Genomic DNA, 13,277 nt, shown 5'->3' on the forward strand with positions numbered 1-13,277 from the left:
CATCCTACGCGGATGTGCGTGTCAAAACAATAACTTAGACGGTTCCCTCGGGCGGTTGAGCCTGCTTGAAACAGGCGCATCGACCGTCGTTGGCATCACTTTTGCTTAAACCTGCCGTCCGCGTTGAGCGTCGTGGACGGAGTCAGGGCTCTCAACGACACCTCACGCTGCGGCTTGGGTTTACGTGCCATCGCCTTGACGTCGGCGTAGAAGCGCGCCCAGTCGCCGCCGTCGCGGTGGTACAGCGCCGTGAACGCCGGCACCCACTCCAGGTAGCTCGCCACCGCGCCAAGGTGCGCGTTCGACAAGGGCTGCGCGAACCACCGGTCGTAGCCCGCATACCCGCCCCAGCTTGCCTTGAGCTTGGCGTAATCGGCCTGCAGACCAGCGAAGATGGCTCGCTTGCCGGCGCGCTTCTCGTCGTCGGAGATGGGGCTGGCGTACAGCGCTTCGAGCCGCTTGCGGCTGTCCAGCAGCAAGGCGCGGAATTGTACGCGGCGGACGTCGTATGTAGCGTATTCCGCACGGATCTGCGGGGTTGCCGCATCGGCAAGCCAACGCTCGACGCCGATCGTTTCCACCGCGGTGGCGAAGGACTCGTTGAAGGCCGTATCGCCCTTGGCATAAGCCACTTGGTGCGCCAGCTCGTGGAAGATCAACCGCGCCAATTCGCCTTCGGGCAGGCCGACGAAGGTGTTGAGCAGCGGGTCATCGAAATAACCCAGTGTGGAATACGCAGGAATCCCGGCCACGTCGACATCGAGACCCTGCGCGCGCAACGTGTCGGCGTAAGCTTGCGCGGCGTCGCGATCGTAGTAACCGCGATAGGTCACGCAGCCAACCACCAGGAAGCACCATTCCTTGAGCTTGACCGACAACTCGGGCGCGGCAAAGACATTCCACACCGCGAAGGGGCGCTTGATGTTGGCGTAGACGCGGTAACTGCCGTTGTCGGGGAGGCTCAGTTCGCGCGAGGCATAGATGCGGATGCTGCGCGCCTCTTCCAGGCGCGTGGCGAGCCTATCGTTGTGAGCTTCGCGCGCGTTCTTGATGGCGTCGTCGAGCGACTCCCGCTGCGCCATCAGCGAGAGGTGCCCGGCCACGGACTGATAGTAATAGCCGAGGGTGTCGCAGCCGGCCAGCAGCGCCGCACCGGCCAGCGACAAGGTGAGACACAGCGCGCGAGCAGCACGCATGAGCATGCCCCCGTCAGGCCGCCGGAAGCATCGCCCCCTGCATCGGCGCGACCTCCACCAGGCAGTCGTAGAAGGTGGGCGCGCGGCCCATGTCGGTCAGGCGCTGGCTGGTCAGTTCGTTGGCGTTGGTGCCGTCTGGCGCAAGCTTCTTCCACCAGATCGACAGGCCGACGACCACGCCGCGACGTGCGCGGTCGGTCACGCGGGCGCGGGCCCGCATGGTGCCGCGATCGTTGAAGATGCGGACCAGCTCGCCATCGACCACACCGCGCGCCAGGGCATCGTCGGGATGGATGTCGAGATGCGGCTCGCCTTCGGTGCTGCGCAGGCTGTCGACGTTGACGAACGTCGAGTTCAGGAAGTTGCGCGCCGGCGGCGAGATCATCGACAGCGGGTAACGCTTGGCCAGCTCTGGCGTGCTGATGGCCGACTCATGCGGCGGCACATAGCCGGGCAGTGGATCGAGCCCGTCCTTGGCCATCTGTTCGGAATAGAACTCGCAGCGACCCGACGGCGTGCGATAGCCGCCACGTGCGAGCGGCGCGGCCGGGTGCGCCAGCTTCTGCCAGCCGTCGCGCTTGAGCGTCGCCCAGTCGATGTGCGCAGCGGCCGGGTCGTCACGGCGCACGGCCTGGGCGGCGATGTCGTCGTCCGAGTCGGCAAAGCAGGTGTCGTTAAAACCCATGCGTTGCGCGAGACGGCGAAAAATCTCGGTGTTCGGCAACGACTGCCCCATCGGCGCGATGGCAGCGTTGTTGGCGAGCACGTAAGTGTGGCCGTAGGCCTTGTGCACGTCCACGTGTTCGAGCTGCGTGGTGGCGGGCAGGAGGATGTCGGCGTAGTCGGCGGTGTCGGTCTGGAAATGTTCCAGCACCACGGTGAAGAGGTCTTCGCGCGCGAAGCCGGCAGCGACCTTGCGCGAGTCCGGCGCCACCGCCACCGGGTTGCTGTTGTAGACGACCACCGCCTCGACCTTCGGGCCGAACGCTGCATCGCCCGCCTCATCTCCCACATGAAGCAGCGCGTCGCCAATGGTGCTCATGTTGATGGTGCGCGGCACGTGCGGCCAGGTCGGCAGCAGATCCGGGCGCTGCAAGGTGGCGCTGTCGATCGGGAAGAAGCCCGAAGTGGACAACTGCAGCCCGCCCGCCGGCTCGCGCCACGCCCCCACTAGCGACGGCAGGCACGCCGCCGCACGCACGCCCTGCCCGCCGCCGTGGGCACGCTGCATGCCGTAGTTCAGGCGGATGGCTGCCGGCTGCCTGTCGCGCACAACGGTTGTGCCGTACAGCTTGGCCAGCCATTCGATATTGGCCGCGTCGATGCCGCACAGCGTGGCCGCGTATTCGGGTGTGTACTGCTGCGCACGCTCACGCAGCGCATCAAAGCCGACCGTGTGATTGGCGATGTAGTCGTGATCGAGCAGATCGTCGCGGATCAGCACATGGATCATCGCCAGTGCCAGCGCTGCATCGGTGCCTGGGCGCACGGCCAGGTGGCGATGACACTTCTCGGCGGTCAACGAACGATAAGGATCAATGGCGACGAGCGTGGCGCCGCGCCGTTTGGCCTCCTGCGCGCGCGTCCAGAAATGCAGGTTGGAGGCGATCGGGTTGGCACCCCAGATCAGGATCAGCTTGGCATCCTGCACGTGCTCGATGTCCATGCCGAGGCTCGCGCCATACGTATAGCGCAATGCCGTCGCCCCGGCCGATGCGCAAATCGTGCGATCGAGCAGCGACGCACCCAGTTTGTGGAAGAAGCGCGCGGCCATGCTCTCGCCCTGCACGAGGCCCATGGTGCCGGCGTAGCTGTACGGCAGGATGGACTGCGGGTTGCGCGCGGCAATCTCGCCCAGGCGTGTAGCGATCGTGTCGAGCGCCTCGTCCCAAGAGATGGGCGCGAACTTGCCCTCGCCCTTGGCGCCCACGCGCTTCATCGGCGTGAGCAAACGGTTGGGGTGATAGGTGCGCTCTGTGTAGCGGTTGACCTTGGTGCAGAGCACGCCCTGCGTGGTGGGGTGGTCCGGATCGCCCTGCACGCGGATGGCACGGCCGTCTTCCACAGTGACGAGCAAGGCGCAGGTATCGGGACAGTCGTGCGGACAGGCGGCACGGATGACTTGGGTGGACATCGGGGGCTCCGCGAGGGGCTTGGCATGATGCGCGTGTGCTGCCTCATGTGCAGTACACCGCGCACGATTGTTGCATGCATGCGTCTGGCGCGCCTGCAGCCGGTTTCAGCCTTTTTGTGCCGATTGTATTCGATTATGATGGCCGCCCGTCGGCCCCTACACTGCGCTTCCGGGCCACGCGGGCTGTTCTGGGCGTCTGGGGAGCGCGCCCATCACGTCTTTCTCTGGGGGGAGAATCCATGGCTATTTCGTTGACGGGCACGCTTGTTCGCATGTCTGCCCGCTTGTCCGCCTGCGTGCTTGGCCTGAGCCTGGCCGCCGCCCACGCCGAAGTCGGCGTCACCAACGACACCATCGTGATTGGCCAATCCGCGCCCATGAGCGGCCCAGCCTCCCAGCTCGGCCAGCAGCTGAACCTGGGCGCCAAGCTGTACTTCAACGCCGTCAACGCGGCCGGCGGCGTCAACGGCCGCAAGATCGAACTCAAGGTGCTCGATGACTTCTACGAGCCCGACGCCGCCGCGCGCAATACCAAGACGCTGATCAGCGACACCAAGGTATTCGCCCTCTTCGGTTACGTCGGCACACCGACCAGCCTGGCCGCGCTCAAGCTGGCCACCTCGGCTGGCGTGCCGTTCTTCGCGCCCTACTCCGGTGCAATGGCGCTGCGCGAGCCGTTCGTGCGCAACGTATTTCACGTGCGCGCCAGCTACAACGACGAAACCGCCTCCATCGTGCAGCAGATCCGCACGACGGGCCTCAAGCGCATCGCCGTGGTCTACAACGACGACGCCTACGGCAAGGCCGGCCTGGACGGCGTGCAGCGCGCGCTGGGCACCGCCGCCGGCAAGGGCGTCACACTCACCGCGCAGGCCAGCGTAGCCCGCAACACGACCGACGTGAAGGGCGCCATCAGCACGGTGCTGGCACAGAAGCCGGAGGCCATCGTCGTCATCAGCGCGTACCAGACCGTGGCGGCGCTCGTGAAGGATGCACAGGAACAGGGCTACGCGGGCCAGTTCTACAACGTGTCGTTCGTCGGCACCAAGGCGCTGGCCAACACGCTGGGCAAGGCCGGCGGCGGCGTGATCATCTCGCAGGTGATGCCGTATCCGTATAGCGGCGCCTCGCCGCTGGTGCGCGACTACCAAAAGCTGCTCAAGGCCGAGGGCATCTCGGACTTCGACTACGGCAGCATCGAAGGCTACGTGGCCGCCCGCGTGTTCGTGGAGGGCCTCAAGCGTGCCGGCCGCGACCTCACGCGCGAGAAGCTGATTACCGCCCTCGAATCGATGGGCAACTACGATCTGGGCGGCTTCAACGTCAACTTCTCGCCGAGCAACCATGTCGGCTCGAAATTCGTCGAGATGACGATCATCAATTCGAGCGGCCAGGTGATCCGCTGATCGTGCCACGCGCGGCACTCTGAACCCGGAGCACCGGGTTCAAGACCTCGCACGCCGAGTTCTGAACTCCGAATGCCGGGCTAAGAACCTCGCGCACCAAGTTCAGCGCCCGGCACGCAACGTTTCCATCCTGGTATGCAAAGGCCCGGGGGCAGGCCTCAAGCCGACTGCACTTGCGGCTGCCGCTGCGCAAGCCGCCGCATGAACGCCTCGCACTGCGCGATCTGCGACAGCTCGATGTATTCGTTGGGCTTGTGTGCCTGCTCGATATTGCCGGGGCCGCATACCACCGTCGGGACGCCCGCGCGGGAGAACAGCCCCGCCTCGGTGCCGTAGTCGACCTTGCCCACCATGCCCCGGCTGTCAGCCAGCGCTTGCGCCAGCGCGACCAGCTCGTGCGTGGGCGCAATCGACAGGCCCGGTGTGTTGGCCTTGATGGCAAAGCTGATGTCGGCGTCGCTGGCAATCCTGCGCATCTGCGGCAACAGCGTGTCGTGCGCATGGCGCTCGACTTCGCCAAAGAGCCAATCGGGGTCGGTGCCCGGCAGGTAGCGGAAGTCGAAGGTGAATTCGCAATCGCGCGGCACCACGTTGGTGGCAATGCCGCCCTTAATGGTGCCTGTGTTGAGCGTGGTGTGCGGTACGACGAAGGCGGCATCGCGCGCCTCCTCTTCAGCCAGGCGGGCAGCCAGCGAGCGGATATGCGCAATCAGCAGCGCCGCAAACTCAATGGCGTTCACGCCCTGCGGCGTCAGTGCAGAATGCGCTTCCTTGCCGCGCACGCAGCAGCGGTATTCCCGCTTGCCCTTGTGCGCGATGATGGCGCGCATCGAAGTGGGCTCGCCGACGATGCAGCCGGCGGGCTGGATGCCATTGGCCTCCAGATCGCGCAGCAGGCCGCGCACGCCCACGCAGCCGATCTCCTCGTCGTAGGATAGTGAGAGGTGGAAGCTGGCGTCGCCCCCTCTATCCGTTGTGGCCATGAAATCTGGCACGTGCGCGAGTGCCACGGCGATGAAGCTCTTCATGTCGGCCGTGCCGCGTCCATACAGGCGGCCATCGCGAAGTTGCGCGTCGAATGGGTTGGTGTCCCACGGCTGACCATCCACGGGCACCACGTCGGTATGGCCCGAGAGCACCAATCCTGGCTTGCGCCCCGGCGACAGCGTGGCAAACAGGTTGGCCTTGCCGCCGGTGGCGTCGTAGGTGAGGCGACATTCGGCGCCCTGGGCGCGCAGGCGGTCACGCACCCATTCGATCAGGCCAAGGTTGGAATTGCGGCTGACGGTGTCGAACGCCACCAACGTGCGGATCAGTTGCAGGACATCATCGGACGGTTGCGGGGTGGAGGCGTCGGCTGACATGTTGGTCTGGCGCTCAGGCCATGTCGTTCAGGTGGCAGGCTGAAAACCTGAGCGGCGCGATCTCCTTGAGCACCGGCTGCTCGGTCTTGCAGCGCGGCATAGCATGCGGGCAGCGCGGGTGGAAATGGCAGCCGGTGGGCGGATGCAGCGGCGAAGGAATCTCGCCCGAGATCGCCACATAGGTCTTCTTGCGAACCTCCAGTTTAGGCGCTTCGGCCAGCAACGCCTGTGTGTATGGGTGGTTGGGCGACGCAAAGATCGCTTCCGTGGGCGCAGACTCCACCACCCGGCCGAGGTACATGATGACGACGCGGTCGCTGACATGCTTCACGACGCCCAGGTCGTGGCTGATGAACAGATACGTGAGGTTCAACTGCTCGCGCAGGCAGATGAACAGGTTCAGCACCTGCGCCTGGATCGATACATCCAGCGCCGCCACCGATTCGTCGCAGACAAGGAATTCCGGCTTGACCGCCAGCGCCCGCGCAATGCCGATGCGCGCCCGCTGCCCGCCCGAGAACTGGTGCGGAAAGCGGCGCATCAGGCTCGGGTCCAGACCGACGCGCGTGAGCATCTCGGCCACGTAGTCGCGCTGCTCGGCTGCGCTCACCATGCCGTGCACGACCGGTGCCTCGCCGACGATGTCCTGCACGCGCATGCGCGGGTTGAGCGACGCGTACGGGTCCTGAAAGATCATCTGGATGGCAAGCTGCTTTTCGCGGCGACGCTCGGGCGGTAGACGGTCCAGGTCGACGCCCTTCCACAGCCGCGTGCCGGCGGTGGGCTTGTGCAGACCCACTGCCAGACGGCCCAGCGTGGATTTGCCGCAGCCCGATTCGCCAACCAGCCCGACAACTTCACCCGTGACGATATCAAGGTCAACATGGTCGACCGCGTGCACCACCTCTTCCTCCACGCCTGCACCAAACCAGTTGGCAATGCGCGAGGAGATGTCGAGCCCCTTCACGAAGCGTTTGGACATGCCGTGCAGAGACAGAATCGGCACCAGCGGTTCAGCGGACGTTGCCTCGGTCGCCCCCGTGACCGCCATGGCATCGTGCTCGGGATGCATCGCGTTCATGCAGTGGCCTCCTCGGGGCGGATGGTGACGGGGTGGAAACAACGCAAGCTGCGGCCATCGTCGAGCATGTCGAGTGTGGGCGTCTGCTTGCAGACCTCGGTAGCGAAGGCGCAGCGCTCTCGGAAGGCGCAACCGCCGGGCAATGCCAGCAGCGACGGTGTCATCCCAGGAATCTGCCGCAGCGGCACACCGCGCGGGTTGCGCGACGGCGCCGAGGCAATCAGTCCGAATGTGTATGGATGGCGCGGCGTCTCCAGCACCTGCTGCACGCTGCCTTGCTCGACGATGCGGCCGGCGTACATCACGCACACGCTGTCGGCCAGCCCGGCCACCACGGACAGATCGTGCGTGATCCAGATCAGCGCGGTTCCGCTCTCTCGGCACAGTGCCTGCACCTCGGCCAGGATCTGGCCCTGGATGGTGACGTCCAGCGCCGTGGTCGGCTCATCGGCGATGATGAGGTCGGGATTGTTGAGCAATGCGATAGCAATGGCGACACGCTGCCGCATGCCACCCGAGAACTGGTGTGGATATGCCGTCAGCCGCTCGTCCGGCGAGGGAATGCCGACCTTGGCCAGCGCCTCGCGCGCCATCTCCCGTGCCTGGGCGTGGCTCACACGCTGATGTGCCTGCACCGCCTCGATCATTTGCGTGTCGACACGCAGGACCGGGTTCAGCGTCATCATCGGGTCTTGGAAGATCATGGCGATGCGGTTGCCGCGCATGTCGCGCATCTGGCGGGCCGAGAGCGCGCGCAAGTCGTGCGTGACACCATCGCGGCCGGTCAGCTCGATGCGTCCGCCGACCACGCGCCCCGGCGGATCGATCAAGCCCATGATCGAGTAACCGGTCATCGACTTGCCCGAGCCTGACTCGCCGACGAGGCCCATGATCTCGCCGCGGCCCACGGTGAAGGACACATCGTCCACTGCCCGCGCAATGCCGGCACGCGTGACAAATTCGGTCTTCAGGCCTTCGACGACGAGCGTCGGTTTGTTGTTGGCTGTCGTCATAGCGTCTGCAGGCGCGGGTTGAGCACGTCACGAAGCTGGTCGGACACCAGATTCATCGACACGATGGTCACAAGCAGCGCCAGCCCAGGGAAGAAGCTGATCCAGTACTTGCCCGACAGCATGTACTGAAAACCGTTGGCGATCAGCAGGCCCAGTGAAGGCTCGGTAATCGGCACACCCAACCCCAGGAACGACAGCGTCGCCTCCAGGGTGATGGCGGAGGCGACCTGCAGCGCGGCAATGACGATCAGCGGCGGCAGGCAATTCGGCAGCAGGTGCCGGAACATGATGCGCGACGGCGGCAGGCCGAGCACCTGCGCGGCCTCGATGTATTCGCGCCGGCGCTCGACCAGCGCGGCGCTGCGCGTGGTGCGCGCGTAGTAGGCCCACTGCACCGCCACCAGCGCAATCACGATATTGGTGATGCCGGGCTTGAGCAGCGCGAGCAAAATCAGCGCCAGAAGGATCGGCGGGAACGAGAGCTGCAAGTCCGCAATGCGCATGATGAGCGACTCGATGCGCCCGCCCGCAAAGCCGGCGATCAGCCCGAGCACCGTACCCAGCACCAGCGCGAACACCGTGCTCACCACCCCCACGCCCACGCTGATGCGCAGGCCGTAGAGGATGGCGGAAAGGATGTCGCGGCCTTGGTCATCCGAGCCGAGCAGGAAGGTCATGCCGTCGCCGGACTTTTCGCCGGGGGCAAGGCGTGAATCAAGCACGTCGAGCTTGGCGAGGTCATACGGATTCTGCGGCGCAATCCACGGCGCGGTGATCGCCACGAGGATGATGATGGCCAGCACGATCACGCCGATGAGCGCGATGCGGCTCGCACAGAACTGGCGCACGAAGCGACGCAGCGGTGTTTCTTCGGCGGCCGGCTTGGCGGGAGTGGAAACGGAAGTGGTCATGTCAGCCCCGGCTCTCGGACAAGCGCACACGCGGGTCGAGCACGCCATAGACGAGATCGACCACCAGGTTGATGAGGATGAACAGCGTCACGATCACCAGCAGATAGGCGACGATCACCGGGCGGTCGAGCAACTGGATCGAATCGATGATGAGCTTGCCCATGCCCGGCCACGCATAGATCGACTCGGTCACGATCGAGAACGCGATGACCGAGCCGAACTGCAGCCCCACCACCGTCACGATCGGAATCAGGATGTTCTTGAGCACGTGCACGCCGACGATGCGTGCGTTAGACAAGCCTTTGGCGCGCGCGAACTTCACGTAGTCCTGCAGCATCGCCTCCTGCGTGCCCGCACGCGTAAGGCGGATCACCATCGCAATGTTCAGCAGCGACAGGGTCACGCCCGGCAGGATCAGGTGCCGGATGCCGTCGAGCGTCAGGAAGCTGACGGGAATGCCTAGCAGAAGCCGTGTCTCTCCGCGTCCGTTGGAGGGCAGCCAGCCAAGCTGCACCGCAAACACCATGATCAGCATCAGCCCAACCCAGAACGTCGGCAGCGAAAAGCCCAGGATCGAGATCGTCATGATGGTGCGGTTGGCCACGCCGTTCGGGCGCAGCCCCGCCCACAGGCCAAGCGGAATGCCGAGCACGATGGCCAGCAACATGGCGAAGATGGCCAGCTCGAAGGTGGCCGGCATGCGCTCGAAGATCAGCTTGAGCGCAGGCGTGCCCTGCGCGAACGACACGCCCAGGTTGCCGTGCAGCGCCCCGCTCAGGAAGTACAGGTATTGCTCCCACAGCGGCTTGTCGAGCCCCAGCGCGGCAATCGTGCGCGCGATGTCCTGCTGGTCGGCCTGCGGGTTGATGAGGATATCGACCGGGTTGCCGATGGCGTACACGCCAAGAAACACCAGGATCGACATCACCAGCAGCACCGCGACGGATTCCAGCAACCGTCGGATCAGGAAAACCAGCATCGGAGACTCGCTTGTGTGGGAAAAGGGCTATTGCGGTTTGAAACCGTGCGCGTAGGTTCGCTCATCGGTACGCGGAATATACGTGATGCCCTTGCGCGCCGCCCACGTCGTCACCTGAAAGTGGATCGGGATGATGCCGCCGTCATCCACTACGATGGCCGTCGCCTCCTGCAGCAGCTTGGTGCGCTCCTTGTCGTCCATGGTGTACAGCGCCTTGGTCAGCACGGCGTCCATCTTCGGGTTGCAGTACTGGCCCCAGTTGACCGTGCCGAAGCCAGTCTTGGAATCCTCGCACGCCACCAGCGCACGCAGCGGCGAGCTGACTTCGCCCGTCTGCGCACCCCAGCCCACCAGCCCGAACGAATACTCATGGCGAATGCTCTTGGCCGCAAACGTCGCCATCGGCATGCCCTCCACGCGGGTCACGATGCCGATGCGCGTGAGATTCTGCGCGATCGTCTGCGCAATCTTCTCGTCGTTCACGTAGCGGTTATTGGGCGTGTGCAGCGTGATGCCGAAACCATCGGGATACCCCGCCTCGGCCAGTAGCTTCTTCGCGGCTTCCGGGTCGTACTTGAGCGTCTTCAGGTTCGGGTTGTGGCCGAAGAGCTGCGGCGGCACCAGGTTGTTGGTCGGCTCCGACAGGCCTTCCATGATGCGGTCCTTGATGCCCTGGCGGTTGATGGCCGTGCTGATGGCGCGGCGCACGCGCGGGTCTTTCAACGGATTCTTGTCGAGCGGCTTGCCGTCCTTGCTCGTCACATACGGCGTCTGGTCGCGCTTGTCATCCGTATACAGATAGATGACGCGGTGCGAGATCTTCGAGAAGAAATTCAGCGAGGCATCGCCACGCACGCGCGCGAGGTCCGGCGTCGGCACGTTCTCGATGGCCTGCACGTCGCCCGAGAGCAATGCCGCGATGCGCGTCGCGCCGTTCGGGATGAAGCGCAGTGTTACGTGTTCCCACGCGGGCTTCGGGCCCCAATATTGGTCGTTGCGCACCAGCTCGACACGATCATCACGCGCATAGCTGACGAACTTGAACGGCCCCGTGCCGACCATGCCCTTGCCCTGCGCGAAGTCATCGCTCGACAGCCCTTGCGTCGTCTTCTTCTGCACGATGAACACTGACGTCAGGTCCGACAGCATCAGCGGATACGGCTGCGAGGTCGTCAGTTGAATCGTGTACTTGTCGATGATCTTCTTGTTGATGATCGCCTTCGTGTAGGTGTCGAATTTGCCCGGGCTGTTAACGATCGTGGCCGGGCGATCGAGCGACCATGCTACGTCTTCGGCGGTCAGCTCGCTGCCGTCGTGGAACTTCACGCCAGGGCGCAGCTTGAACTCCCAGGTCAGGTTGTTGACCATCTTCCACGACTGAGCCAGGCCGGGAATGATGTGGCTGTCGGCGTCCATCTTCACCAAGCACTCGAACATGTGCTCTGACACGTTGATGTTCGAGAACAGGTTGTAGAAGTGCGGGTCCATCGAGGTCGGCGGCGAGCTCATGCCGATCTTCAGATCAGCGGCCAGCGCCTGCGAGCTTGCGCCCGCCATCACACATCCCGCCACGCACATCGCGGCGGCCACGCGCCGCAAGGTCCGAATCATGGTCACGGCTCTTCTCCCCAAATAAGGAATCGATGGATCGATCTCGCTGACGGCGCGGCGGCGCTTCTGCTGAACGCTCGCGCCGACTATAGCGACGCGCACCTGCGGCAGGCAATGTGCGGCGCCACAAATTGGTGCACCCGCTTGCGACATACGCCAAAAATGGCTGCTCTACGCTGCGGGCGAAGGGGAAAAGCAGGAAGCATTCCATGTAAGGAACGCTTGCGACCGCCTTGAGCACGCGGCTCGTGCAGCTTCGCTGCGGGCTGAAGACGGCCCTTCGGCGTATGATCGGCGTGGTTGCGAACTTCCGCCTAGAACACGAGCGCATCCCATGAAGCTGATTCCAGAAATCCAAGCCGCACAGCCCGAGATTCAGGCGCTGCGACGCGACATCCACGCGCACCCCGAACTCTGCTTTGAAGAACTGCGCACTTCCGACCTGGTCGCCGCCAAGCTCACCGAATGGGGCATTGAAGTGCATCGCGGTCTGGGCAAGACCGGGTTGGTGGGCGTCATCCGCAACGGCGAAGGCAAGCGCATCGGCTTGCGCGCCGACATGGACGCCCTGCCGCTGGCCGAGGTCAACCAGTTTGAGCATCGCTCCATGCACGAAGGCAAGATGCACGCTTGCGGCCACGATGGCCACACGGCGATGCTGCTTGGCGCGGCGCATTACCTGGCCAAGCACCGCAACTTCAGCGGCACCGTCCACCTGATCTTTCAGCCGGCCGAGGAAGGTGGCGGCGGCGCACGCGAGATGATCAAGGACGGCCTGTTCGAGCGCTTCCCCTGTGACGCCGTGTTTGGCTTGCACAACTGGCCAGGTGTGCCGGTCGGTGCGTTCGGCACACGCGTCGGCGCGCTGATGGCATCCAGCAATGAGTTCCGCATCACGATCAAGGGCAAGGGTGCACACGCCGCGCTGCCGCACAACGGCAATGATCCGGTGTTCGTTGGCGCGCAGGTTGTCTCTGCATTGCAGGGCATCATCACCCGCAACAAGCGGCCGATCGACACGGCGGTCCTGTCCGTCACGCAATTCCATGCCGGTGATGCAACCAATATCATCCCGAACGAAGCGTGGATCGGCGGCACGGTGCGCGCGTTCTCCACGGAAGTGCTCGACCTGATCGAGCGCCGCATGGAGGAAGTCTCCAAAGCGATCGCCGCCGCCTACGATTGCACGGTCGACTTCGTCTTCCACCGTAACTATCCGCCCACGGTCAACACGGAAGCCGAAACGCAGTTTGCTGCAGAAGTCATGCGCGAGCTCGTCGGTGCCGACAACGTCGAAGCCAACATCGACCCCACGATGGGCGCGGAAGATTTCTCCTTCATGCTGATCGAGAAGCCCGGCTGCTTCGCCTTCATCGGCAACGGCGACGGCGACCACCGCGAGCAAGGCCACGGTCTGGGCCCGTGCATGCTGCACAACCCAAGCTACGACTTCAACGACGAGTTGTTGCCGCTGGGCGCAACGTACTGGGTGCGTCTGGTCGAGCGATTTTTGGCGCGTAGCTGAACAAATTTACGTACGCCACAACCGTTCGCGAGGAGCACAACACAAGAAGCCACCGTA

At 64.5% G+C, this 13,277-nt stretch carries 10 protein-coding genes; 2 read left to right on the top strand and 8 right to left on the bottom strand.

The features are described 5' to 3' along the window. Positions 1 to 95: 95 nt before the first annotated feature. Positions 96 to 1,196 carry an aminopeptidase gene (locus B4F51_RS17695; RefSeq protein ID WP_296227690.1) on the bottom strand — a complete coding sequence of 367 codons (1,101 nt, stop codon included), beginning with the start codon at positions 1,194 to 1,196 and terminating at the stop codon, positions 96 to 98. Positions 1,197 to 1,209: 13 nt separating this feature from the next. Next, positions 1,210 to 3,330: a molybdopterin-containing oxidoreductase family protein gene (locus B4F51_RS17700; RefSeq protein ID WP_296227692.1), complete on the bottom strand. Its 2,121-nt coding sequence runs from the start codon at positions 3,328 to 3,330 to the stop codon at positions 1,210 to 1,212. A gap of 272 nt (positions 3,331 to 3,602) precedes the next feature. Here B4F51_RS17700 and B4F51_RS17705 point away from each other — a divergent pair, with 272 nt between their 5' ends. Continuing rightward, entirely contained in the window at positions 3,603 to 4,736 is a 1,134-nt protein-coding gene (locus B4F51_RS17705) for an ABC transporter substrate-binding protein (RefSeq protein ID WP_296227721.1), read from the top strand. Positions 4,737 to 4,894: 158 nt separating this feature from the next. On the opposite strand, the gene argE is transcribed toward B4F51_RS17705, so the two are convergent. From argE to B4F51_RS17735, 6 genes are read right to left on the bottom strand one after another with little or no spacing between them, the layout of a single operon-like run. Further along, positions 4,895 to 6,100 carry an acetylornithine deacetylase gene (argE, locus tag B4F51_RS17710; RefSeq protein WP_296227694.1) on the bottom strand — a complete coding sequence of 402 codons (1,206 nt, stop codon included), beginning with the start codon at positions 6,098 to 6,100 and terminating at the stop codon, positions 4,895 to 4,897. 13 nt (positions 6,101 to 6,113) lie between these two features. Continuing rightward, positions 6,114 to 7,181, bottom strand: a complete 1,068-nt coding sequence (locus tag B4F51_RS17715; protein ID WP_296227696.1) for an ABC transporter ATP-binding protein — start codon at positions 7,179 to 7,181, stop codon at positions 6,114 to 6,116. After that, on the bottom strand, positions 7,178 to 8,194 hold the full coding sequence (locus tag B4F51_RS17720; RefSeq protein ID WP_296227699.1) for an ABC transporter ATP-binding protein: 1,017 nt from the start codon (positions 8,192 to 8,194) through the stop codon (positions 7,178 to 7,180). The genes B4F51_RS17715 and B4F51_RS17720 overlap by 4 nt, the downstream gene beginning before the upstream one ends. Then, entirely contained in the window at positions 8,191 to 9,105 is a 915-nt protein-coding gene (locus tag B4F51_RS17725; RefSeq protein WP_296227701.1) for an ABC transporter permease, read from the bottom strand. Before B4F51_RS17725 ends, B4F51_RS17720 begins: the two co-directional genes overlap by 4 nt. 1 nt (position 9,106) lies before the next feature. Next, positions 9,107 to 10,084 carry an ABC transporter permease gene (locus tag B4F51_RS17730; protein ID WP_296227703.1) on the bottom strand — a complete coding sequence of 326 codons (978 nt, stop codon included), beginning with the start codon at positions 10,082 to 10,084 and terminating at the stop codon, positions 9,107 to 9,109. A 27-nt stretch (positions 10,085 to 10,111) separates the two neighbouring features. Beyond that, positions 10,112 to 11,695, bottom strand: coding sequence for an ABC transporter substrate-binding protein (locus tag B4F51_RS17735; protein WP_414706783.1), 1,584 nt, complete (start codon positions 11,693 to 11,695; stop codon positions 10,112 to 10,114). A 334-nt stretch (positions 11,696 to 12,029) separates the two neighbouring features. Here B4F51_RS17735 and B4F51_RS17740 point away from each other — a divergent pair, with 334 nt between their 5' ends. Then, positions 12,030 to 13,220 carry a M20 aminoacylase family protein gene (locus B4F51_RS17740; protein ID WP_296227705.1) on the top strand — a complete coding sequence of 397 codons (1,191 nt, stop codon included), beginning with the start codon at positions 12,030 to 12,032 and terminating at the stop codon, positions 13,218 to 13,220. Positions 13,221 to 13,277: the final 57 nt, after the last annotated feature.

Origin of the sequence: Ralstonia sp. UBA689, from assembly GCF_002298975.1 — a bacterium.
Lineage (GTDB): Bacteria > Pseudomonadota > Gammaproteobacteria > Burkholderiales > Burkholderiaceae > Ralstonia.

What these genes read in the sequence shown, in the direction of transcription:
- B4F51_RS17695 (WP_296227690.1), bottom strand. Translation starts at nt 1,196, where the DNA reads ATGCGTGCTGCTCGCGCGCTGTGTCTCACCTTGTCGCTGGCCGGTGCG.
- B4F51_RS17700 (WP_296227692.1), bottom strand. Translation starts at nt 3,330, where the DNA reads ATGTCCACCCAAGTCATCCGTGCCGCCTGTCCGCACGACTGTCCCGAT.
- B4F51_RS17705 (WP_296227721.1), top strand. Translation starts at nt 3,603, where the DNA reads ATGTCTGCCCGCTTGTCCGCCTGCGTGCTTGGCCTGAGCCTGGCCGCC.
- argE (WP_296227694.1), bottom strand. Translation starts at nt 6,100, where the DNA reads ATGTCAGCCGACGCCTCCACCCCGCAACCGTCCGATGATGTCCTGCAA.
- B4F51_RS17715 (WP_296227696.1), bottom strand. Translation starts at nt 7,181, where the DNA reads ATGAACGCGATGCATCCCGAGCACGATGCCATGGCGGTCACGGGGGCG.
- B4F51_RS17720 (WP_296227699.1), bottom strand. Translation starts at nt 8,194, where the DNA reads ATGACGACAGCCAACAACAAACCGACGCTCGTCGTCGAAGGCCTGAAG.
- B4F51_RS17725 (WP_296227701.1), bottom strand. Translation starts at nt 9,105, where the DNA reads ATGACCACTTCCGTTTCCACTCCCGCCAAGCCGGCCGCCGAAGAAACA.
- B4F51_RS17730 (WP_296227703.1), bottom strand. Translation starts at nt 10,084, where the DNA reads ATGCTGGTTTTCCTGATCCGACGGTTGCTGGAATCCGTCGCGGTGCTG.
- B4F51_RS17735 (WP_414706783.1), bottom strand. Translation starts at nt 11,695, where the DNA reads ATGATTCGGACCTTGCGGCGCGTGGCCGCCGCGATGTGCGTGGCGGGA.
- B4F51_RS17740 (WP_296227705.1), top strand. Translation starts at nt 12,030, where the DNA reads ATGAAGCTGATTCCAGAAATCCAAGCCGCACAGCCCGAGATTCAGGCG.